Source organism: Meridianimarinicoccus marinus, from assembly GCF_040689105.1.
Taxonomy (GTDB): Bacteria; Pseudomonadota; Alphaproteobacteria; order Rhodobacterales; family Rhodobacteraceae; genus Meridianimarinicoccus; species Meridianimarinicoccus marinus.
In genome coordinates this window covers 1-22,020 of record NZ_JBFBVU010000027.1, presented here as the reverse complement: position 1 = coordinate 22,020, position 22,020 = coordinate 1, and the positions used below count along the sequence as shown (strand labels likewise).

Genomic DNA, 22,020 nt, shown 5'->3' with positions numbered 1-22,020 from the left:
ATCTAGGCTCTTTCCGTGCGCGCCTCGGGCAGCGGGGCGGGCTGACCGGACGGGCGCAAGCTGCGGTGGGTGAAACGGGCGGTGTTCGGGTCGCCCTCGTAGTCGTCCCGGTAACATGCCGCAACCCGCGCAAGATTGTCGACACTGTCGATGACGAAATCTGCCTTCTCATCGGTCAGCAATGCCGAAAGATTAAGCCGGACCCAGCCAGGTTTCTCGGTTTCCTGCCCGGTTTCCAGCGCCGCCAGCGTCGCATCCGAAGCCGCCTTGTCGAGCCCCAGAAGCCGATGCGCATAGGAGCCCGCGCAGGCACAGCCGCCGCGCGCCTGAATACCGTGCAGGTCGCTCAGCAGACGGGTGAACCACTGGTGATGCAGATGCCCGCCCGCGCCGTCGCGGATGCGGAACGAAAAGATCGGGATCGCCGGCGCGTGGGCATTGCCCAGAAGCTGGAGGCGCGGATTGGTCTTCCAGACTGCCAGCGCGCGGGCCCGCAACGCGGCCTGCCGCTGGTCCAGCCAGTCCTGGCCAAGCGCCTCTTTCACCATCAGCACAAGCGCCGCGCGGATGTCGCCGACCACGTTGGGTGTGCCACCTTCCTCGCGATCGGTCAGGCTTTCGGAATAGACATGCGACCACGGCGACACGAAGGAGACCGTGCCGCCGCCGGGCAGGGTTGGCGTGCTGCGCCGGGCGATGGCATCGCGCACCACCAGCACACCCGAGGCGCCGGGGCCGCCGGGGAACTTGTGGGCCGAGAAGACAATGGCATCCTTGGCGCATTCGCTGCCCGCGCGCATCTGCATGTCGATGTAGGGCGCGCCGCAGGCATAGTCCCAGATCGCCAGCGCGCCATGCGCCTTCAGCAATCGCGTCACCGCGTCGGTGTTGGTCAGGATGCCGGTGACATTGGAGGCCGCCGAAAACGCCCCGACGATCAGATCCGCGCCCTGCGCCGCGACCAGCGCCTGCTCCAGCGCCGCCATGTCCGGGCCGCCCTGCGCGGCCTCGGGGATCTCGATGCATTCGGCGCCGCTTTCGCGCCACGGCAGCAGGTTGGAATGATGCTCGTAGGGGCCGATCAGGATCACCGCCCGCCCGCCGCCCGCGACCAGCGCGGGGATGTCCAGCAGACCCACCAGCCGGTTCAGACCCGCCGTGGCGCCGGCGCCGGTGAACACCACGCTGTGGTCTTCGGATGCGCCGATGATCCGCGCGATCTCGGCCCGCGCCGCATGGCGCAACCGGGTGCAGAAGGCCCCGCAATACGAGGCCTCGGTATGGCTGTTGGCGTAATAGGGCAGCACCTCGTCGCGGATGAAATCCTCGATCTGGGTCAGGGCACGGCCCGAGGCGACGTAATCCGCATAGACGAGCGGCCGCGGTCCATAGGGGCCGGGAATGGTCGCATTGTTGCCGATCAGCCCCGCGCGGAGGCGCGCCACCAGATCGGGGGCCGAGAGGGTTTCGCGAAATTGTTCCAAAGGTTGCATGGTCACTCGGGCAGGAAAGGTCAGACGGACTGTCCCGACCAGTACTGACCCATCCCCCCCGCGAAATCATCACATGATTTTGCTATACTTCGGCCAGAATTCTATCATATGATAGACATATTATGATTTCGCTAGATCACATCGACTGCCGGATACTGGCAGAACTGCAAAAAGACTCCTCGCAGTCGCAGCGGGCGCTCAGCGACAAGGTCGGCCTGTCGCAAAACGCCTGCTGGCGGCGGTTGAAGGTGCTGGAAACAAAGGGCGCGATTCGCGGCTACACGGTGCTGCTGAACCGCGATGCGGTGGGGGCCGGGCTGGTGGTCTTCGTGATGATCCGCACCCGCCACCATTCCGCGCAATGGCTGGAGAAATTCCGCAAGCACGTCGCCGCGCTGGACGACGTGGTGGATTTCTACCGTATCGGCGGCGAATACGATTACCTGCTGAAGATCGTCACTCGTGACATGGCCAGCTATGACGCCTGCTATCGCCGCCTGATCGCGGGGATCGAGCTGGAAACCGTCACGTCGTTCTTCGCCATGGAGGCAATGGAAGAACAGCGCCCGGTACCGTTGCAGCCGACCGCCCCCCGGCGCTGACGAACCGGGGGGCGGTCAGCGGTGATCAGGTCATCACATCGGGCGCGGTGCGCCCGGTGGTTTCGGTCAATTGGCACAGGGCGCGGGTGGCGGCGATGATCCCGCTCAGCGCGTCTTGTGTGTCCAGAAACAAGTCGCCCCCGGCAGGTTCATAGCGTTCCAGATAGACCCGCAGCGTGGCGCCCTCGGTTCCGGTGCCCGACAGCCGCAGCACCGCGCGCCCGCCGCCTTCGAAATGGATGCGCAGCCCCTGGTTGCGGCTGACAGACCCGTCCACCGGATCGGTATAGGAAAACTGGTCGGCCCCGGCGATGGTCAGCCCGCCGACTACGGTGCCGGGCAGATCGTCCATCCGGTCGGTCAACCCCGTCATCAGGGCATTGGCCTTGTCGGTGGCGATGGCTTCATAATCGTGGCGGGAATAGTAGTTGCGGCCATAGGTCTGCCAGTGATCGGCCAGGATGTCCTGCACAGACACCTTGCGCGCCGCCAGGATGTTCAGCCACAGCAGCACCGCCCACAGCCCGTCTTTCTCGCGCACGTGATCGCTGCCGGTGCCGGCGCTCTCCTCGCCGCACAGGGTGACCTTGCCCGCGTCCAGCAGGTTGCCGAAGAACTTCCAGCCCGTGGGCGTTTCATAGCAGCCCAGCCCCTTGGCCTCGGCCACGCGGTCCGCCGCACGGCTGGTGGGCATGGAGCGGGCGACCCCGGCCAGCCCGCCGGCATAGCCCGGCGCCAGATGCGCATTGGCGGCCAGCACGGCCAGACTGTCGGAGGGGGTCACATAGATGCCGCGCCCAAGGATCATGTTGCGGTCGCCGTCGCCATCCGAGGCCGCGGCGAAATCCGGGCCATCGTCGCCCATCACCAGATCGACCAGGGGCTTGGCCCAGATCGGGTTCGGGTCGGGGTGCCCCTTGCCGAAGTCCACCGAGGGCACTGCGTTCATCACGGTGCCGTCGGGCGCGCCCAGAAGCCCTTCAAGGATCGCCGTGGCATAGGGGCCGGTCACCGCGTGCATGGCATCGAACCGCAGGGAGAAGCCGCCCGCGAACAGGGCGCGGATGGCGTCGAAGTCGAACAGGGTCTGCATCAGATCCGCATAGTCGGTCACCGGATCGACGATCTCGACCGCCATTTCGTCCAGCGCGGTCTCACCGATCTGGTTCAGATCCAGATCGGCGGTGTCCAGCGTGTGATACTCGGAAATAGTCTTGGTCTGCGCGAAGATGGCATCGGTGACGCCTTCAGGGGCCGGCCCGCCATTCGAGATGTTGTACTTCAGGCCGAAATCCGCGTCGATCCCGCCGGGATTGTGGCTGGCGGACAGGATCAGCCCGCCGTCCGCCTTGCGCTGGCGGATCAGGTTCGACGCCGCCGGGGTCGACAGCAGCCCGCCCTGACCGACGATGGCCCGCTTGGCGCCATTGGCCGCGGCCATGCGCAGGATGATCTGGATCGCCTCGGCGTTGAAATAGCGTCCGTCGCCGCCGACCACGAGGGTCTTGCCCGCCACGCCGCCGACGGCGTTGAAGGTGGATTGCACGAAACACTCGACAAAACCGGGCTGCATGAAGACGCGGGTTTTCTTGCGCAGGCCCGAGGTGCCGGGCTTCTGGCCTTCGAACGGGGTGCAGGGCTGGGTCACTTTGGTCATGAGGCGATGTCTTTCTCACGTGGGGCAGGCAGTGGGGGACGGTGGCTTTGCATCACGCCGGTGACATGACGCAGGGCCTCGTTCTTTGAAAATTCCTCGACCGGCACGGGCAGGCGCCGCCGCCAGTTGGGATGCTCGTCGATGGTGCCGGGCAAGTTCTGGGCTTGCGTCACGCCAAGGGCATCATCCAGTTGCACCGAGACCAGCGCCGAGGGCGCCTGCGCCAGACCGGCGTGGATGGCGTCCAGAATCTGGCCCTTGGGGGCTGTGGGCGGCAGATCGCAGGCGGCGCGCAGGCTGTGACGCTGGCGCGCGCGGAAGCCGTGGCGGCGGATGCGCTCGCCCTCGGAAATCCAGCCGACGCGCTGCCACCATTCGATGTCGGCGCCGTGCCAGAACCCGGCGATGGTGGGCGTGTCATGGGTGCCGAAGCAGGCAAGGCTTCGGGTCGGCATGGCGCTGGCGGGCAGGATGGTGCCGTCGTGGCGGGTTTCGAACTGCCAGACCGCATAGCTGTAAAGCCCCGCGTCGTTCATGGTGGCGCGGAACCCTTCCGGCACCAGCCCCAGATCCTCGCCGATGACGACACAGCCTGCGCGGGTGGCCTCGATGGCGATCACCGCCAGTAGCGATTGAAACGGCATGGAGACATAGCCGCCGGGGCTGCCGTCGTCGGGCAGCCAGAAACTGCGCGCCAGCCCCAGCGCATGGTCGATGCGCAGCAGGCCGCAGTGCCGCATCAGGCGCGCCAGCATCTTTCGGAACGGCGCGTAGAACGCGGCGGCCAGCGGGCCGGGGGCATGGGCCGCCAGCGCCCAGGACTGACCCTCGGGGCTGAGCTGATCAGGCGGGGCGCCGATGGTGACGCCGCGCGCGATGGTGGCACCGTTCATCCAGACCTCGGCCCCATCCGGGCGCGGCCCGACGGCCAGATCCAGATACAGTCCCAGCGACATGCCCGCCGCGCGGGCGCTGGCCTGAGCGGCCGCGATCTGGGTTTCGGCCTGCCATTGCAGCCAGGCGTGGAAATCGGCGCGCGCGCCGGCAGCCTTGATGGCAGCCGGTCCGGGCGCCCGCAGAGTCTCGGGCCAGTCACGGAAATCATGGCTGCGGGTTTCGCCAAGCGCCTCGAATTGCGCAAAGGTCTTCAGATCATCGTCTGCCGCATCCCGCCAGGCTTGAAAGGCGGCGCTGTCCTTCTGGCGGATATAGGCGGCTTCCAGCGCAGGCTTGTGACGGGCGCGGAAGGCGGCATAGTCGATCAGCCCATCGGCGGGGGTCGGACCCAGACCCGGCAGCGCGACATGATCGGTGTTGAAATAGCCCCGGTGGGTGGGTGAATAGGGGCTGATGATGTCCTGAACACTCCACCCCAGCGCGTGCACCGGGTTTATCCCGAGGAATTGCGCCCCCTGCTGTCCCAGCGCCGCGGCCGCCCGCGCCAGATCGGCATAGCTGCCCAACCCGCCGTTGTCGGCACTGCGCAGCCCATAGAGCGCGCCGGTCATGCCCCAGCTGCGGTCCTGCCCGGTGCGGGACGTGACATCAGGGGCCATGGCGGGACGCGCGAGCACGCGGGTTGGCGTGGTGGCAGCGGGGCCCTGCAACAGGTAGTAGCCCATCGCCAGTGCCGGCAGATGCAGGCTGTCTTCTGCCCGGCCTTCGGCGATCTGGGTGCCGTCCTCGGCCAGCAACACCCAGTCGAACGATGTCCCGACCGAAGCCTGCCATCGGGCGTTGGCGGTCACGATGATCTCGTCGGGCAAGGCGCTGTCGCTGCGCGCTTCGGCCAGGGCCTGCGCGACCTCGGCGCCCGACGTGGCCGCGACCCCCAGGGCGCGCAGCAGCGCGCGCAGGGTATCGGGCGAGGCCGGATGCCGCTGACCGTCAAGATCGTGATAGGCCGTGTGAACGCCGTGCCAGTGCGCCAGATCGGCCAGATCCTGATCGGCAGAGCGGCTCATGCGGAGGCGTCTCCGGTCAGGCAGAAGGCCACCAGCGAGTGCGCCTGTATCGTGGTTTCGCGCGTCGTTTCCCGCTTTTTCCCCTGACGCACCCGGTGGGTGTCGATGGCGCGGGTCCAGTCCTGCGCGCCGGGATTGGGCAGGTGCAGGATGCGGTCCTTGGGACTGCGATTGATGGCGATCAGCACTTCGTCGCGCAGGGCATCGCCCTTGAGACATTCGGCGCAGCCGCGTAGATGCAGGCACAGGGCGGCCAGGGCCGGGTCGTGCCAGTCCAGCGCGCCGCCGTCAAAATCGCACCATTCCACGTCCCGTTGCCCGTCCGAGGCGCGCGTGGCGCCGTGCAGATACTGGCTTTGCCACAGCACCGGATGGTCGTGTCGGAACCGCGTCAGCGCAGCGGTGAAGGCAATCTGATCCGGGTCCAGCGCTTCCCAGTCGATCCAGCTAGTGTCGTTGTCCTGGCAATAGGCATTGTTGTTGCCATGCTGCGTCTGCCCGCCTTCGTCGCCCGCCAGAAGCATCGGGGTGCCCTGCGAAAGGAAGACCGTGGCCAGCAGATTGCGCTGTCTCTGTTTGCGGTTTGCGATGATGACGGGGCTGTCAGAGGCGCCCTCGACGCCGAAATTCTCGCTGAAGTTTGCCTTGTGCCCGTCGCGGTTGCATTCGCCGTTGGCGTGATTGTGGCGGCGCTCGTAGCAGGTCAGATCCGCCAGAGTGTAACCATCGTGCGAGGCGGCATAGTTGATCGCGGCCCAGGTCCGGCGGCCGGGCCGTTCGAACACCGAGGACGAGCCCAGCAACGCGGATCCCAGCGCCTGCGCGCTTTTCTGGTCGCCGCGCCAGAACCGGCGATAGGTGTCGCGCCCGGTGTCGTTCCATTCGGCGAATTCAGGCGGGAACCGGCCAAGTTGATAACCGCCCGGACCAATGTCCCACGGCTCGGCAATCAGCTTGACCCCGGCCAGCACCGGATCCTGGCGCAACGCATCCAGAAATCCGCCATGCGGATCAAAGCCGTGCGCCTCGCGCCCCAGCGCCGTGGCCAGATCGAAGCGGAAGCCGTCAACGCCCATGACTTCGACCCAGAACCGCAGGCTGTCCATCACCATGCGCAGCACGAAGGGATGGCTGACATCCAGCGTGTTGCCACAGCCGGTATCGTTCACATAGTGGCGCGGATCGCCGTCCTGCAGCCGGTAATAGGCGGCATTGTCCAGCCCGCGAAAGCACAGGGTCGGGCCAAGATGATCGCCCTCGGCGGTGTGGTTGTAGACCACGTCCAGGATCACCTCGATCCCGGCCGAGTGAAACCGGTTGACCATCGCGCGGAAGCCCTGCACGCCCATGGGGCCGAAATAGCGCGGCTCGGGGGCGAAGAAACCGATGGTGTTGTAGCCCCAGTAGTTGACCAGCCCGCGCGCGGCAAGCGCGCCCTCGGACTTCAGCGCCTGCACAGGCAGCAGTTCCACCGCCGTGACGCCAAGCCGCGTCAGGTGATCCAGCATGGCGGGCGCGGCCATGCCCTCGAAGGTGCCCCGCAGCGAGGGATGAATGCCGGGATGCCGGATCGTGGCGCCCTTGACGTGCGCCTCGTAGATCCGGGTGTCATCCCAGGGCCGTTGCAGGGTCTCGGCATCGGGGCGGAACTGATCGGGGTGCGACACCACGCTTTTGGGCACATGGGCGGCGCTGTCGCAAGGGTTGATGATCAGGTCCGCTTCAGCCGCATCGGTCCTGTAGCCGTAGGTGGTGGGATGATCGGTGAACCCACCCCGCAACTCGCGCGTGTAGGGATCCAGCAGCAACTTGTGAAGATTGAACCGATGCCCCTGATCCGGCGCGTAGGGCCCGTCTGCCCGGTAGCCGTACAGCGTGCCGGGCCGCAAGCCGGGCAGGTAGCCATGCCAGATATCGCCGGTGCGTTCTGGCAGCGGCAGCCGCCGTTCCTCGCGTTGTCCGTCCGGCGAAAAGAGACACAGGTAGACCTGCGTCGCATGTTGCGAGAACACCGCGAAATTGGTGCCCCCCCCGTCGAAATGCGCGCCCAGGCGGGTCGGGCGGCCGGGTTCGAACAGGGCATCCACAGCGGTGTGACAGTTCATGGGGCCAGCGACGCGTAAAGGTCGGCGTATCCGCGCGCCGAACGTTCCCAGCCGACCGGCTGTTTCATCGCCGCGCGTTGCATCGCCTGCCACTGTCGCGGCTCGGCATAGGCTTCGACGACCCGGTCGATCACCTGCGCGATGCCTTCGGCACTGACCTCGTCAAAGACGAAACCGGTCGCGGCCTTGGCGGCGACGGCGGCGGCATTGGCATCGATGACGGTGTCGGCCAGCCCGCCGGTGCGCGCCACCACCGGCAGCGTGCCATAGCGCAGCCCGTAAAGCTGAGTCAGGCCGCAGGGTTCGAACCGCGACGGGATCAGGATGGCGTCGCTGCCACCCTGCAACAGGTGGGCCAGCGTCTCGTCATAGCCGATGACGGTGCCGACGCGGCCCGAAAAAGCCTCGGCGGCCTGCACAAAGCCGCGCTCCAGCTCTGGCGCGCCGGTGCCCAGAACCGCCAGCTGCGCGCCCCGGTTGACCAGATGCGGCACCGCTTCAAGCAGCGCATCCAGACCCTTCTGGCCGGTCAGGCGGCTGATGACACAGAACAGCGGCCCGGTGCCGTCGGGGTCCAGCCCCATGCGTTTGCAGACGGCGGCGCGGTTCTCGGCCTTGCGCTTGAGGCTCCGCGCCTCGAACGGACTGGGCAGGGCTGTATCGGTGGCGGGATCCCAGGCCTCGGTGTCGATGCCGTTGAGCAACCCGCTCAATGCCGCGCCGCGGTTCTGCAACACGCCTTCCAGCCCCATGCCGAAGTCGGGCGTCAGGATCTCGCGCGCGTAGGTCGGGCTGACGGTGGTGATGCGATCGGAAAACACCAACCCGGACTTCAGGAAGCCGATCTGGCCGTAGTATTCCAGCGCCTCGGGATGGAACCAGTCCCCCTTCAGACCCAGCGGCCCAAGGGTTTCCGGCCCGCACAACCCCTGAAAGGCGATGTTGTGAATGGTCAGGACAGACGGCGGCTGACCGCGCCCGTCCATCTTCAGATAGACCGGGGCCAGTGCCGCCTGCCAGTCATGGGCATGTAGCACGTCGGGCGCATAGCCTTCGATGGCGCCGGCGCAGATCCAGGCCGCGGCCCGCGACAGGGCGCCGAAGCGGATCGGATTGTCCGCCCAATCCTTGCCGGTCTCGTCGATATAAAGCCCGGCGGGACGGTCGAAGAGCTGCGGCATGTCCAGCAGCAGCAGCGGCACCCCGCGCGCGGTGACACGTACCACGCGCCCGGCACCACCGGGCAGACCCTCGAACGTCGCGACCTCTTCGCCCTCGGGCAGCAGCGGGAACAGCGCCGGATAGGCGGGCATCAGAACCTGTGCGTCGATCCCCAGCGGCGCAAGGGCCGCAGGCAGGGCGCCGACCACATCGGCCAGCCCCCCGGTTTTTGCGAAAGGGGCGCATTCGGACGCCACCATCAAGACCTGCATTTCAGCCATCCAGTTTGTCGATCATGTCCTGCGTGATCAGGCAGATGCCGCCTTCAGACCGCCGGAATCGCTTGGCGTCAAGGTCCGGGTCTTCGCCCACCACCAGACCTTCGGGAATTTTTACGCCTCGGTCGATGACCACGTTCTTCAATTGTGCCCGGCGACCGACCTCGACATAGGGCAGGGCGACGACCCCTTCCAGTTGCGAGAACGAATGGGTCTTCACGCCGGTAAACAGCAAGCAGCGATCCAGCGACGAGCCCGAGATGATGCAGCCCCCCGCCACCATCGATGACACCGCCTGCCCACGGCGGCCTTCCTCGTTGTGGATGAACTTGGCCGGCGGCACCAGTTCGGAATAGGTCCAGATCGGCCAGTCGGTGGCATAGATGTCCAGCGCCGGTTTGAAGTCGGTCAGGTCGATGTTGGCCTGCCAATAGGCGTCGATGGTGCCCACGTCGCGCCAGTAGGGTTCGGTTTCCAGCCCCGACATGACGCTGGAGCGGCTGAAGGGATGCGCATAGGCGCCGCCCTCGGCCACGATGGCCGGGATGATGTCCGAGCCGAAATCGTGGCTGCTGTCGGGGTTCTGCGCGTCTTCGCGCAGGATCCGGGCCAGGACTTCTGTTTCAAACACATAAATTCCCATGCTGGCCAGCGCGCGGGTCGGATCGCCGGGCATGGCCGGGGGATCGGCGGGCTTTTCGACGAAGTCGAGGATCTTGTCGTTGGTGTCCACCGCCATCACGCCAAAGCCCTTGGCCTCCTCGCGCGGGACCGCGATGCAGCCCACGGTGACCTTGGCGCCCGAGCGGACGTGCTGCTCGATCATGAAGGAATAGTCCTGCTTGTAGATATGGTCCCCGGCCAGGACCAGCAGGTATTTCGGACCGTAGCCTTCGATGATGCTGAGGTTCTGCGTCACCGCGTCGGCGGTGCCCTTGTACCAGTTTTCCTCGTCCATCTGCTGCGAGGCGGGCAGGATATCCAGGCTCTCGTTGCGCTCGGCACGGAAGAAGCTCCAGCCGCGCTGCATGTGACGGATCAGGCTGTGCGCCTTGTATTGCGTGGCCACACCGATCCGGCGAATGCCCGAGTTGACGGCGTTGGACAGGGCAAAGTCGATGATCCGGGTCTTGCCGCCGAAATAGACGGCCGGCTTGGCGCGGATATCGGTCATTTCCTTCAGGCGACTGCCGCGACCGCCGGCCAGAACATAGGCCATGGTCTGCTGGGCCAGCGCATATCTGTCGTCTCTCATGGTTTCCTCCCGCGAAAGTATCTGTTTGTGGCCGCTCAGTCGGCGGCCCGTTCGAAAAAGACGGCTGCCAGGGGCGGCACGGTGATCTCTATGGACTGGGCGCAGCCATGGGCCGGCGCGTCGGTGCTGGCGCAGGTGCCCGGATTGATGGTGTCGCTGCCGCCATAGGTCGCGGCGTCGGTGTTCAGCCGTTCCCGCCAGACACCCGCCTGCGGCACGCCGATGCGATACCCCGGGCGCGGCACGGGGGTCATGTTGACCACCACCAGCACCGGCGCGCTGTCCGGCGCGCCCATACGCACCCACGAGAAGATCGAACTGGCCGCGTCGCCGCCGTCGATCCACTGGAAGCCGTCGGGTGAACTGTCGCGCTGGTGCAGCGCCGGGGTTGCGGCGTACAGCCGGTTCAGGTCCCCGACCAGCCGCTGCATTCCGGCATGGGGGGCATGGTCCAGAAGATGCCAATCCAGGCTGGATTCGTTGTTCCATTCCTGTGCCTGGGCAAACTCGCACCCCATGAACAGAAGCTTCTTGCCCGGATGCCCCCACATGAAGCCGAAATAGGCGCGCAGATTGGCGAACCGTTGCCAGTCGTCGCCCGGCATCCGGCCCAGAAGCGAGCCCTTGCCGTGCACCACCTCGTCATGGCTGAGCGGCAGGATGAAATTCTCCGAGAAGGCATAGTGCAGCCCGAAGGTCATCTTGTCGTGGTGGTATTTCCGGTTGATCGGATCTTCGGACATGTAGCGCAGGGTGTCGTTCATCCACCCCATGTTCCACTTGAACCCGAAGCCCAGACCGCCCCCGTCCGTGGGCGCGCTGACGCCCGGAAAGGCGGTGGATTCCTCGGCCGCGGTCATGATGCTGTCGTCGGCGCCATAGACGGCCACGTTCATGCGCTGCAGGAAGGCAATGGCTTCGAGGTTTTCGCGCCCGCCGTGTTCATTGGGCACCCATTCGCCCTCTTTCCGCGAATAGTCGCGGTAGAGCATCGAGGCCACCGCATCGACCCGCAGCCCGTCGATGTGGAACTCTTCGAACCAGTAGCGGGCGTTGGCGATCAGGAAATTCAGAACCTCGGTCCGGCCATAGTTGTAGACCAGCGTGTTCCAGTCCGGGTGATAGCCTTCCTTCGGGTCCGCGTGTTCATAAAGCGCGGTGCCGTCGAACCGGCCCAACCCGTGCATGTCGGTGGGGAAATGGCCCGGTACCCAGTCGATGATCAGGCCCAGCCCGGCTGCATGGCAGGCCTCGACGAAGGCGCGGAAATCGGTGGGCGTGCCAAAGCGCGAGGTCGGCGCGAACAGCCCCACCGGCTGATAGCCCCAGGAGCCACCGAAGGGATATTCGCTGATCGGCGTCAGCTCGATATGGGTAAAGCCCATGTCCCTGGCGTAAGGCACCAGCGTCTCGGCCAGTTCGCGATAGGACAGAGAGCGGTTGTCCTCTTCGGGCACACGGCGCCAGCTTTCCAGATGCACCTCGTAGATCGAGATCGGCTGGTCGATCTTCTGCTTCGCGCCCCGCTCTTGCAGCCAGCCGCCATCGGCCCAGTCATAGCCGCGAAGATCGCGCACGACCGAGGCCGTCGCCGGGGGCAATTCGGCACCGAAACCCACCGGGTCGGCCTTCAGCGGCAGCAGGTTGAAGGCGCTGTCCAGCAATTCGTACTTGTAGACCGCGCCGTCGCCAAGGCCGGGCACAAAGATCTCGTGCACGCCGGTGGCACCGCGCCGTCGCATCACATGCCGCCGCCCGTCCCAGCCGTTGAAATCCCCGACCACGGAAACCCGCGCCGCATTGGGCGCCCAGACGGCGAAATGCGTGCCCTCGATTCCGTCGTGGGTGCAGGGATGCGCGCCAAGCGCCTTCCACAACTCGCCATGGGTGCCTTCGCCCAACAGGTATTCATCCATATCGCCAAGGTAGGGACCGAAGGCATAGGCGTCGTGATCTTCCCAGACGATTTCACCCTGCGTCAGCCGCAAGCGGTACTTGAAGAGGTTCTTGCGACGCGGAATGATCCCCGCGAACAGCCCGTCGCCCAGATGGTCCAGGGCAGCCAGCCGGCGCCCGGTGCGGGCGTCCAGAACCTCGACCGCTTCGGCCTCGGGACGCATTGCACGCAGGACCAGTTTGCCATCGTGCGGATGCAGGCCCAGCACCGAGAACGGGTCGCCATGACGCCCGGCCACGATGGCGGCGGCGGCTTCAGAATCGATCAACCTGTCTGGTTTGCTCATGCAGACTTCTCCAGTAGCGCCCCATGGGGCCGGGTCTTCCAGATGTCGCGGGCATAGCCCCTGATCGTGCGATCCGACGAGAACCAGCCCATGCTTGCAGTGTTCATCAATGCCATGGTGGCCCAGGACTGTTGCGATTGGAAGGCAATATCGGCGCGGCGCTGCGTGTCGAAATAGCTGTCGAAATCGCAGGTCACCAGGAAATGGTCATGATCGTAGAGCATGCCCACCAGCCCATGATAGCGGTGCGGATCCTGTGGCGAGAAGCGGCCTTCGAAGATCTGGCCCAGCACCCGGCGCAGGCGCGGACTGGCTTCGATCGCTGCGCGCGAGAATCCGGGCTGCTGACGGCGTTCCATCACCTCGGCGGCGGTCAGGCCGAACAGGAAGAAGTTCTCGCTGCCCACGTGTTCGCGGATCTCGACGTTGGCGCCGTCCAGCGTGCCGATGGTCAGCGCGCCGTTCAGGGCGAATTTCATGTTTCCGGTGCCCGAGGCCTCTTTCCCGGCGGTCGAGATCTGTTCGGACAGGTCGGCGGCGGGGATCAGGCGTTCGGCCATGGTGACATTGTAGTTCGGCGGGAACACGATCTTCAGCCGGTCCCGCGTCACCGGGTCGGCGTTGATCACGGAGGCGGTGTCGTTGATCAGGTGGATGATGTCCTTGGCCATGAAATAGCCCGGCGCCGCCTTGCCGCCGAAGATCTTGACGCGCGGGGTCCAGTCCTTTTCGGGATGGTCGCGCATTTCGTTCCACAAGGCGATAGTTTCCAGCAGGTTCATCAGCTGGCGCTTGTATTCGTGGATGCGCTTGATCTGCACGTCGAACATGGCATCGGGGTCGATCTGCACGTCGCAGGTCTGGCCGATCCAGTTCGACAGGGCCACCTTGTTCACCCGCTTGGCGGCGTGGAAATCGGCCACGAAGGCGGAATCGCCGCGCTTGTCGGTCAGCGCCGACAGCTGCTCAAGATCCGAGACCCAGCTTTCGCCCAGTTCCTCGCTGATGAGGTTGCGCAGTGCCGGGTTGCAGCCGTACAGCCAGCGCCTTGGCGTGATGCCGTTGGTCTGGTTGATGATCCGGGTCGGATGGATGCGGTGCAGGTCGGCAAAGACGGTTTCCTTGACCAGCTCGGTGTGCAGCGCCGAGACACCGTTGACCTTATGCGCCATGATGAAGGCCAGTTCGCCCATGCGCACATCGCCATGCTCCAGGATGCGGGGGCTGCCGGGATGTTCGGCCTGATGGCTGTCGTCGATGGCGCGGATGATTTCCAGGTGTCGCGGCAGGATGCGGCCCAACAGCCCCTCGTGCCAGCGTTCCAGCGCCTCGGGCAGCAGGGTGTGGTTGGTGTAGGCCAGGCAGCGGCGCGCCAGGTCAATGGCCTCGGGCATCTCCAACCCGTGTTCGTCCACCAGCAGCCGGACCAGCTCCGGCCCGGCAATCGCGGGGTGGGTGTCGTTCAACTGGATCGCGACCGCATCGGGCAGGGCGCGGATATCGTCATGGTCGCTGAGGAACCGGCGCAGCAGATCCATGATCGAGGCGGCGGTGAAGAAGTACTCCTGCTTCAGCCGCAACTCCTTGCCGCTTTCGGTGGTGTCATCGGGATAGAGCACGCGCGAGATCGTCCGGGCCAGCGCCTCGGACCGGCCCGCCGCCAGATAGTCACCGCGGTTGAAGCTGGCCAGATCGAACTGCCGGACCGGGTCAGCCGACCACAGGCGCAGGGTGTTGCCCCAGACGCCCTTCCAGCCAACGATCGGCGTGTCATGGGCGGTGGCCAGAACCGAGTCGCCCGGATGCCATTTGGCGCGGCCCTCGCTGTGGCTGACATGGCCGCCAAAGCCGATGCGATACTGTACTTCGGGGCGTTCGAATTCCCAGGCGTGGCGCTGTGACAGCCAGGTCTCGGGCTTCTCCATCTGCTCGCCTTCGACGAAGCTCTGCTCGAACAGCCCGTGCTCATAGCGGATGCCGTAGCCGTAGGCGGGAATGCCCAGCGTCGCCAGCGAATCCATGAAACAGGCCGCGAGCCGCCCCAGTCCGCCATTGCCAAGGGCGGCGTCGGGTTCGTTGTGAACGATGGTATCGAAATCCTGCCCCAGAGCCTTCATGGCGTTGCGGGCTTCGGTCTCCAGCCCTTGGTTCGAGATCATGTCCTCGATCAGCCGCCCGATCAGGAATTCCATCGACAGGTAATAGACCCGCTTGGCCGAGGTTCCATAGGCCGCGCGCGTGCTGTCGAACCATGTGTCGACCATGTGATCGCGCAGCACCAGCGACAGCGCCATGCGCCAGTCGTAGACCGAAGCGTGGTCGGCATCCTTGCCCAGCGAATAACGGAGACGTTTGAGAATTTCGTTTTTCATGACCGGATCAGAACCCTGCGCCGTGCGTACGACGGCAATTGTTAGCGTTAACGAAGACCTGCGTAGGCAGCCCGATACACGAATTTCCGGTGTCCGGCTACACTTGTTTTCCCGACGGCAGCCGCCCCGGTAGGGCGTGTTGACGCGCATGGAGCAACCGCTGACCGACCCTTCCGATGTCCGAATGGGCGGCGCAGGCAGGGCCTTTCGCAGGGGCTTGATGCCATCGGGGGTGCCTTTTTGCGACATGGGCCTATCTTGGATGAATGAATCGAAGGAAACCGCAGGACCAACACCATGACTTCCCCTGACACCCAACGCCGGATCGGGGTCGAGGTCGAATTCGGCGGCCTGTCCGAGGCGCGCGCCGCCGAATTGATCCTTGACCAGTGCGGCGGCGAGGTGACCGGGCGCACAGAGCATGTGATCGAATTGTCGACCGACCGACTGGGCAAGATGACTGTCGAGCTGGACACCGTCTGGAAGCACGAGATCGCGGCGGCAGGCGATGCCGCCGGGGCCATCGCCCGCACGCTGGTGCCGGTGGAACTGGTGACCGCGCCGATCCGCGAGGCACAGATCCCGGTGCTGGACGACGTTCTGGTCACATTGGCCCGGCATGGCGCCGAGGGCAGCCGCGACAGCCTGCTGGCGGCGTACGGGGTGCATTTCAATCCCGAAACCGGCTTCGACGCCTCGGTGGTGCGGATGGCGCGGACCTATGCCGCGCTGGAACCCTGGCTGCGCGCGGCATCGCATCTGGATGCCACGCGCCGTCTGCTGCCCTTCATCAATCCCTGGCCGGGCAGTCTGGTTCAGGCCTTGCTGGCGCCGGAAGCCGCGGATCTGACGCCCGACGAGCTGCCGGGCCTGTATCTGTCACACACCACCTCGCGCAATCACGGGTTGGACCTGCTGCCGCTGCTGCGTCACCACGATGCAGACACGGTGACCGCCGCCCTTGGCACCTCTGAAGGCAGCGCCCGCCCGACCTATCACTTCCGCCTGCCCGAATGCCGGTTGAGCGAGCCGGGCTGGTCACTGGACCACGAATGGACCAAGTGGCGGCTGGTCGAAGCCGTGGCGGCGGATCCGGAGTTGCTCGCCGCCCTGATCGACGCCGTGCGCGGCGCCAAGGATCCGGTCAATGCCGCAGAGACGGTGATCGCACCCTTGCTGAATCGAGAGACGTTCGCATGTCTCGCCCGGTAATCGGCGTTTCGGTCTCGCGCCGCTCGGGATGGCGCATCTTTCCGCTGGTGGCGCTGAACGTCCTTCTGACCGGGGGCCGCGCCCGGCGGTGGAGCCGGCGGGAGGACGTGGATCTTGAGGCGGTGGACGGGGTCATCATCGGCGGCGGCGATGACATCTCGCCCGAACTGTACAAAGGCGAACTGGTGACCACGGCCCGGCTGGATACCTACCGCGACGCGCTGGAGCGCGAGATCGTCGAGGGCGCGCGCGACCGGCACCTGCCGATCCTCGGCATCTGTCGCGGGGCGCAGATGCTGAACGTCGCCATGGGCGGCAGTCTGGATCAGGACGCCTATGGCACCTTCCGCGACAGCCGCAAGCTGCGCACCATCCTGCCGCGCAAACGCGTGCGGGTGCTGGACGACACCCGCCTGTGCCAGATCATGGCGACGGCCGAGGTCTCGGTAAACGCGCTGCACAGCCAGTCGGTCAAGGATCTGGGCCGCGACCTGAAGGTCAGCGCGCGCGACAGCGGCGGCATGGTGCAGGCCGTGGAAACGACCAGCGACCCGTTTGCCATCGGTGTGCAATGGCATCCCGAACACCTGTTCTACCTGCGCCGCCAGCGGGCGCTGTTCGCGGCCCTTGTGGCCGCCGCCCGCGCCCGGCGTGAACACCGCGCCCAGATCCCCGCCGTGGACGAGGATCTGTCGCTGGGATCGGGCTGACCCGGTCCGCGCGGTGGCTCATTCCCCGTAGGGGATCCAGACGTTCTTGACCTCGGTGGCGTGGCGCAACAAGGCCTCGCCCGCAGCCTGGGTCGGATTGGTCCAGTCCAGCGCCTTGCCGTTGTTGACCCATGTCCGTTTCAGATTGGCGGCCGAGGCTTTCTCGACCCTGGCCGAGCCGTCGCGGCTGCCGTGATACCACAGGCCATCGACGCCGTAGTGATCGGCCAAGGTGCCGCTCAACTCGTCGCGGTGGCCGGTGACGATGTTGACGACGCCCCCCGGCAGATCCGAGGTGTCGAACACCTGATACAGGTCGGTGGCAGCCAGCGGCGCGATGTCCGAGGGCACCACCACCACCGTGTTGCCCATGGCGATGGCCGGGGCCACCAGCGACACGAAGGCCAGCAGCGGCGCCTCGGCGGGACAGACGATGCCCAGCACGCCCACCGGCTCCTTCATCGCCAGAACCGCGCCGCGCAGGGGCACCGAATGCACCTGACCGTCGTATTTGTCCGCCCATGCGGCAGCCGTGAACAGCCGGTCGATGGAGGTCTGAACCTCGGTCGCCGCCGCCTTGGCCGAAGCGCCGGTCATCTCGCGCAGACGGCCTTCGAATTCCGCTGAACGGGCCGACAGGTTTTCGGCGATGTAATACAGGATCTGCGCCCTCAGGTGGCCCGAGGCCTTTTGCCAGCCCGCCAATGCCCCGGTCGCAGCCTCGACCGCGTTGCGGATGTCCTTGCGGTTGCCGTGGCCGACCTGCCCGATCAGCCGACCCTTGGGCGAGACCACGGGCATCGCATAGCCGCTGTCGGGCCGCGCCTGCTTGCCGCCGATATACATCTTGGCAGTGCGGTCGATGCCGCTGAGCCCGCCCAGACCGGTTTCAACCAGCTTGGCGGGTTTCGCCTCAGGGGCATCCTTCAGGGTCTTCTGCCAGACCGGTTTGACATATTCATACAGCCCTTCGCGCCCGCCCTCGCGGCCAAAGCCGCTTTCGCGGTAGCCGCCGAATCCCGCCGCCGCGTCGAACTGGTTGGTGCAGTTGATCCAGACCACCCCGGCCTTGATCTGCGGTGCCAGGCCGAGGGCGAGGTTGATGTTCTCGCTCCACAGGCTGGCGGCCAGACCATAGCGGGAGTTGTTGGCCAGCTGCACCGCTTCCTCGGGGGTGCGGAAACTCATGGCGACCAGCACCGGGCCGAAGATTTCCTCTTGCGCAAGGGTCGATCCGGCCTCGACCCCGGTCAGCAGGGTCGGCGGATAGTAGCAGCCGCTGTCGGGCAGGGGCGTGTCGGCGCGATACAGAACCGCGCCATCGGCGACGCCCCGGTCCACCATCCGGGTGATCCGCGCGAGCTGGACCGGATCGACAATGCAGCCCAGATCCACGGATTTGTCCAGCGGATCGCCGACCCGAAGCCTGGCCATCCGCAGCATCAGCTTGTCCAGAAAGCGCGCCGCCACGGCCTCATGCACCAGCAGGCGCGAGCCGGCGCAGCACACTTGTCCCTGGTTGAACCAGATCGCATCGACCACGCCTTCCACAGCGCTGTCCAGATCGGCATCGTCGAAGACGATGAACGGCGACTTGCCGCCCAGTTCCAGCGTCAGCTTCTTGCCGCTGCCGGCGGTCTGTTCGCGCAGCACCCGTCCAACCCCGGTGGAGCCGGTGAAGGCCACCTTGTCCACATCCTTATGCCCGGCGATCATCGACCCGACCGCACCGTGACCGGTCACGATGTTGACCACGCCTGCGGGCAGCCCGGCTTCAAGGCAGATCTCGGCAAACAGCAGCGCGGTGAGCGAGGTGTATTCGGCGGGCTTCAGCACAACCGTGTTGCCCATGGCCAGCGCCGGAGCGATCTTCCAGGCCAGCATCAGGAAGGGGAAGTTCCACGGGATGATCTGACCGGCGACCCCCACCGCTTCATACCCCGGCAATTCGGTCTCCATCAGCTGGGCCCAACCCGCGTGGTGATAGAAATGTCGCGCCGCGGTGGGCACATCCGCATCGCGGGTTTCGCGAATGGGCTTGCCGTTGTCGAGGCTTTCCAGAACCGCGAACAGGCGCGCGTGCTTTTGGATCAGCCGCGCCAGCGCGTACAGGTGGCGCGCGCGGCCCGGCCCGCCCAGATCGGCCCAGCCCTTCTGCGCCCGCGCGGCGGCAGCCACGGCGGCGTTCACATCCTTCTGCGTGGCCTCCGTCAGGCTGGCCAGTTGCGCGCCGGTCGCCGGAGACAGGCTGTCGAAGCGCGCCTTGCCGGGTTTGGTGAAGGCGCCGTCGATGAAATGGCCGAAGGCGCGGTCATGGCGATCCAGCCAGGCCAGTGCCATGGAGGGGCTTTCGGGGGCTGTGCCGTAGTCCATGGTCTCGAATATCTCTGCGATGGTCATGGGAATGTCCTAGCTGATGCCATGTCGGAAGGCGGCGGAATAGCGGCCGGTAACGTGATGCTCCAACTGGCGTTCGATATCGCCCAACAGGCTGGACGCGCCGAAGCGGAACAGGTCGGGTTCCAGCCAGTCGCGCCCCAGTTCCTCTTTCATCATCGACAGGTAGACCAGTGCGTCCTTGGCCTTCGAAATGCCGCCCGCGGGTTTGAAGCCGATCATCTGGCCGGTCATTGCCTGATAGTCGCGGATCGCGCGCACCATCACCAGGCTGACGGGCAGGGTGGCATTGACCGGCTCTTTCCCGGTGGAGGTCTTGATGAAATCGGCCCCCGCCATCATGCAGACATGGCTGGCGCGCGCCACGTTGCGCAACGAGCCCAACTGCCCGGTGGCCAGGATCGCCTTGACATGGGCCGGACCGCAGGCCTCGCGATAGGTGGCCATCTCGTCGTACAGCGCCTGCCAGTCGCCGGTCAGCACGTGGCGGCGCGAGATCACGATGTCGATCTCCTGCGCGCCGGCCCTGACCGACTCCTCGACCTCTTTCACCCGCAGGTGGAAGGGCGACAGCGCCTCGGGAAAGCCGGTGGACACAGCGGCCACCGGAATGCCGCTGCCTTCCAGCGCCGCGACAGCGGTTTCCACCATCTCGTGATAGACGCAGACCGCCCCGGTGGTCAGGTTCAGATCGGCAATTCCCAATGCTTCGACCAGATCGTCGCGCAGCGGGTGGCGGGCCTTGGCGCACAGCCGCCGCACGCGCCCCCTGGTGTCATCGCCGCTGAGCGTGGTCAGATCCATCACCGAGATTGCCCGCAGCAGCCAGGCCGCCTGATGATCCTTCTTGACGCTGCGCCGGGTGCCCAGCGTGGCCGCGCGCCGCTCCACCGCCGAGGTGTTGACCCGCACCGAGGCCACCACGTCCAGATCCAGCGGCATGCCGGGATTGCGCGGAAAGCGGCCATGATCCTGGGTCACGGGCAATGTGCCGTCTGCCGCCGCCTGGGCCTGCGCCGTTTCAACCGAAGTCGATGTCACCTTCGTCCTCCCCTCCGCGGGGTGCGCCGGTTCCGGCGCCCCGTCTGTCAGCTTTCCGAAACCCTAGCACGGGTTTTTGCCAAGGGGCAGCATCCTTGCGCGGGGTCCTACGGGACGCTGCGTCACCTCGACTGTATCATATGACCTTGCAAAGACGTCCATATGACCCTATCTTCAGGGCAAGGAGTAGTCCCATGGAAAATGCAGTTCGTGAACGTCCCACCGCCGACCGACAAGCCGTCGCCCTGAAAGCCTTCGGCCGCATTGCCGACGCCTGGTCGCTGACCGGGCGCGAGGCTGCGGCGCTGGCCGACATGTCGGACTCCACATGGAAACGCGCCCGCAAACCCGGCTATGCTGGAGAGTTGACACGCGACCAGATGCTGCGTCTCAGCGCGCTGGTGGGGCTCTACAAATCGCTGGAACTCTACTTCAATCCGCCGATTTCGGGCCAATGGGTCAAACTGGCCAACACCGGCCCCGAATTCGACGGCAGCCGCCCGCTGGACGCGATGATCCGGGGCGGGCTGCCCAAGATCCTGCGGGTGCGTGGCTATGTGGACGCGCTGCGGGGCGGCATGTGAAGATCACTGCTATCAACGACCGGGCGCTTGTGCGCCTGATCTCGGAAACCCATTTCAAGCCCCCGGTGCTGCGCGGCCTCGTCGACACCGACGAAGAAGCCGCGATTCTGGCCGATCTGGAAGGCGAAACCAGCGCCCGCCTGATCGCCGAGCGCGAGGGCAGCCCGGCGCTGGACCGGCGTGAGTTGGTCTTTGCCCGGCGCGCCCATGACCTGAAGCTTTATGGCCAAAGCCACATCAACGCCGCCTTTACCTATACCCGGCCCACGGGCAACCGGTTCAACAGCGGCGATCGCGGCGCCTGGTATTGCAGCTACGACACGCTGACCTCGGCCGAGGAAGTGGGATTCCATCGCACCCGCGAACTCACCTACATCGGCATTTTCGAAGATGAGGCCCGTTACGTCGAACTGCTGGCCGATTTCATCGGGGACTTTCCCGATCTTGGCGACGCCCCGACCCATCCCGCCCTGACCGCGGACCCCGAGATCGGCTATCCGGCGGGGCAGGCGCTGGCGATGGACCTGCGCCGCGACGGGCATCGGGCGTTGCTCTACCCTTCGGTGCGCCATGCCGGGGGCCGCTGTCTGGTGGCTTTCGATCCGGGCATCATCCAGAACGTGCGCCCCGGCGCCCGCTGGACCCTGCGCTGGAGCGGATCGCCCACTTTCGTGCTGCGCGGGCTCTGAGCGGCCTGCTTGCCCTAACATATTGATATTCATGCGTTGGAATGGTGTGCGGGTCTTCGCACAGCTCTTTGCTTGACCGTGCGGAAACCCGCACATCGGCGCTGCACTCAAGGTGAGGTTCGCCATGCATTCCACTGTTTTTAAATATTCTTCTACTTATTCCGCACAATGTTTACGCGGCTGTTGAACGGTCTCTCTTGATGGTGATGATGGGATTGGGGACGCGCAGATTTGTGTGTTCGTGTTTCAGCGACTGA

At 65.8% G+C, this 22,020-nt stretch carries 15 protein-coding genes; 5 read left to right on the top strand and 10 right to left on the bottom strand.

Features of this window, described 5'->3' with window-relative positions:
• Positions 1–2 precede the first annotated feature (2 nt).
• The gene (locus AB0T83_RS16495; protein ID WP_366194319.1) at positions 3–1,493 is read right to left on the bottom strand and encodes an aminotransferase class V-fold PLP-dependent enzyme; all 1,491 of its coding nucleotides are present in this window, start codon (positions 1,491–1,493) and stop codon (positions 3–5) included.
• A 122-nt stretch (positions 1,494–1,615) separates the two neighbouring features.
• On the opposite strand from AB0T83_RS16495, the gene AB0T83_RS16490 reads away from it, so the two are divergent.
• Positions 1,616–2,095 (top strand): Lrp/AsnC family transcriptional regulator, encoded by a 480-nt coding sequence (locus AB0T83_RS16490; RefSeq protein ID WP_435891186.1) that lies wholly within the window; start codon positions 1,616–1,618, stop codon positions 2,093–2,095.
• A 25-nt stretch (positions 2,096–2,120) separates the two neighbouring features.
• Here the strand turns inward: AB0T83_RS16490 and AB0T83_RS16485 are convergent, their stop codons facing one another.
• Genes AB0T83_RS16485 through AB0T83_RS16455 form a run of 7 tightly spaced genes read right to left on the bottom strand, consistent with a single transcriptional unit; the run spans position 2,121 to position 15,130 of the window.
• Complete coding sequence (locus AB0T83_RS16485; RefSeq protein ID WP_366194318.1) at positions 2,121–3,752, bottom strand: alpha-D-glucose phosphate-specific phosphoglucomutase; 1,632 nt, start codon at positions 3,750–3,752, stop codon at positions 2,121–2,123.
• Positions 3,749–5,716, bottom strand: coding sequence for a 4-alpha-glucanotransferase (gene malQ / locus AB0T83_RS16480; RefSeq protein WP_366194317.1), 1,968 nt, complete (start codon positions 5,714–5,716; stop codon positions 3,749–3,751). Before malQ ends, AB0T83_RS16485 begins: the two co-directional genes overlap by 4 nt.
• Positions 5,713–7,821 (bottom strand): glycogen debranching protein GlgX, encoded by a 2,109-nt coding sequence (glgX, locus tag AB0T83_RS16475; protein ID WP_366194316.1) that lies wholly within the window; start codon positions 7,819–7,821, stop codon positions 5,713–5,715. The genes malQ and glgX overlap by 4 nt, the downstream gene beginning before the upstream one ends.
• Positions 7,818–9,254 carry a glycogen synthase GlgA gene (glgA, locus tag AB0T83_RS16470; RefSeq protein WP_366194346.1) on the bottom strand — a complete coding sequence of 479 codons (1,437 nt, stop codon included), beginning with the start codon at positions 9,252–9,254 and terminating at the stop codon, positions 7,818–7,820. Before glgA ends, glgX begins: the two co-directional genes overlap by 4 nt.
• Before the next feature lies 1 nt (position 9,255).
• Positions 9,256–10,515: a glucose-1-phosphate adenylyltransferase gene (glgC, locus tag AB0T83_RS16465; protein ID WP_366194315.1), complete on the bottom strand. Its 1,260-nt coding sequence runs from the start codon at positions 10,513–10,515 to the stop codon at positions 9,256–9,258.
• 35 nt (positions 10,516–10,550) lie between these two features.
• Complete coding sequence (gene glgB / locus AB0T83_RS16460) at positions 10,551–12,758, bottom strand: 1,4-alpha-glucan branching protein GlgB (protein ID WP_366194314.1); 2,208 nt, start codon at positions 12,756–12,758, stop codon at positions 10,551–10,553.
• On the bottom strand, positions 12,755–15,130 hold the full coding sequence (locus tag AB0T83_RS16455; RefSeq protein ID WP_366194313.1) for a glycogen/starch/alpha-glucan phosphorylase: 2,376 nt from the start codon (positions 15,128–15,130) through the stop codon (positions 12,755–12,757). The genes glgB and AB0T83_RS16455 overlap by 4 nt, the downstream gene beginning before the upstream one ends.
• 297 nt (positions 15,131–15,427) lie before the next feature.
• Here AB0T83_RS16455 and AB0T83_RS16450 point away from each other — a divergent pair, with 297 nt between their 5' ends.
• Positions 15,428–16,342 carry an amidoligase family protein gene (locus tag AB0T83_RS16450; RefSeq protein WP_366194312.1) on the top strand — a complete coding sequence of 305 codons (915 nt, stop codon included), beginning with the start codon at positions 15,428–15,430 and terminating at the stop codon, positions 16,340–16,342.
• Positions 16,327–17,052, top strand: a complete 726-nt coding sequence (locus tag AB0T83_RS16445) for a gamma-glutamyl-gamma-aminobutyrate hydrolase family protein (RefSeq protein ID WP_366194311.1) — start codon at positions 16,327–16,329, stop codon at positions 17,050–17,052. The genes AB0T83_RS16450 and AB0T83_RS16445 overlap by 16 nt, the downstream gene beginning before the upstream one ends.
• A gap of 18 nt (positions 17,053–17,070) precedes the next feature.
• On the opposite strand, the gene AB0T83_RS16440 is transcribed toward AB0T83_RS16445, so the two are convergent.
• Together AB0T83_RS16440 and deoC are read right to left on the bottom strand one after the other, a co-directional pair.
• Positions 17,071–19,452 (bottom strand): aldehyde dehydrogenase family protein, encoded by a 2,382-nt coding sequence (locus tag AB0T83_RS16440; RefSeq protein WP_366194310.1) that lies wholly within the window; start codon positions 19,450–19,452, stop codon positions 17,071–17,073.
• Between the two features lie 9 nt (positions 19,453–19,461).
• A complete protein-coding gene (deoC, locus tag AB0T83_RS16435) occupies positions 19,462–20,436 on the bottom strand; it encodes a deoxyribose-phosphate aldolase (RefSeq protein ID WP_366194345.1) in 975 nt (324 codons plus the stop codon).
• A gap of 248 nt (positions 20,437–20,684) precedes the next feature.
• Between deoC and AB0T83_RS16430 the strand changes: the two genes are divergently transcribed.
• Both AB0T83_RS16430 and AB0T83_RS16425 read left to right on the top strand, forming a co-directional pair.
• On the top strand, positions 20,685–21,074 hold the full coding sequence (locus AB0T83_RS16430) for an antitoxin Xre-like helix-turn-helix domain-containing protein (protein WP_366194309.1): 390 nt from the start codon (positions 20,685–20,687) through the stop codon (positions 21,072–21,074).
• The gene (locus tag AB0T83_RS16425) at positions 21,071–21,763 is read left to right on the top strand and encodes an RES family NAD+ phosphorylase (protein WP_366194308.1); all 693 of its coding nucleotides are present in this window, start codon (positions 21,071–21,073) and stop codon (positions 21,761–21,763) included. Before AB0T83_RS16430 ends, AB0T83_RS16425 begins: the two co-directional genes overlap by 4 nt.
• Positions 21,764–22,020: the final 257 nt, after the last annotated feature.

What these genes read in the sequence shown, in the direction of transcription:
- malQ (WP_366194317.1), bottom strand. Translation starts at nt 5,716, where the DNA reads ATGAGCCGCTCTGCCGATCAGGATCTGGCCGATCTGGCGCACTGGCAC.
- AB0T83_RS16440 (WP_366194310.1), bottom strand. Translation starts at nt 19,452, where the DNA reads ATGACCATCGCAGAGATATTCGAGACCATGGACTACGGCACAGCCCCC.
- glgA (WP_366194346.1), bottom strand. Translation starts at nt 9,254, where the DNA reads ATGCAGGTCTTGATGGTGGCGTCCGAATGCGCCCCTTTCGCAAAAACC.
- AB0T83_RS16485 (WP_366194318.1), bottom strand. Translation starts at nt 3,752, where the DNA reads ATGACCAAAGTGACCCAGCCCTGCACCCCGTTCGAAGGCCAGAAGCCC.
- AB0T83_RS16445 (WP_366194311.1), top strand. Translation starts at nt 16,327, where the DNA reads ATGTCTCGCCCGGTAATCGGCGTTTCGGTCTCGCGCCGCTCGGGATGG.
- AB0T83_RS16430 (WP_366194309.1), top strand. Translation starts at nt 20,685, where the DNA reads ATGGAAAATGCAGTTCGTGAACGTCCCACCGCCGACCGACAAGCCGTC.
- AB0T83_RS16495 (WP_366194319.1), bottom strand. Translation starts at nt 1,493, where the DNA reads ATGCAACCTTTGGAACAATTTCGCGAAACCCTCTCGGCCCCCGATCTG.
- AB0T83_RS16490 (WP_435891186.1), top strand. Translation starts at nt 1,616, where the DNA reads ATGATTTCGCTAGATCACATCGACTGCCGGATACTGGCAGAACTGCAA.
- glgB (WP_366194314.1), bottom strand. Translation starts at nt 12,758, where the DNA reads ATGAGCAAACCAGACAGGTTGATCGATTCTGAAGCCGCCGCCGCCATC.
- glgC (WP_366194315.1), bottom strand. Translation starts at nt 10,515, where the DNA reads ATGAGAGACGACAGATATGCGCTGGCCCAGCAGACCATGGCCTATGTT.
- glgX (WP_366194316.1), bottom strand. Translation starts at nt 7,821, where the DNA reads ATGAACTGTCACACCGCTGTGGATGCCCTGTTCGAACCCGGCCGCCCG.
- AB0T83_RS16450 (WP_366194312.1), top strand. Translation starts at nt 15,428, where the DNA reads ATGACTTCCCCTGACACCCAACGCCGGATCGGGGTCGAGGTCGAATTC.
- AB0T83_RS16455 (WP_366194313.1), bottom strand. Translation starts at nt 15,130, where the DNA reads ATGAAAAACGAAATTCTCAAACGTCTCCGTTATTCGCTGGGCAAGGAT.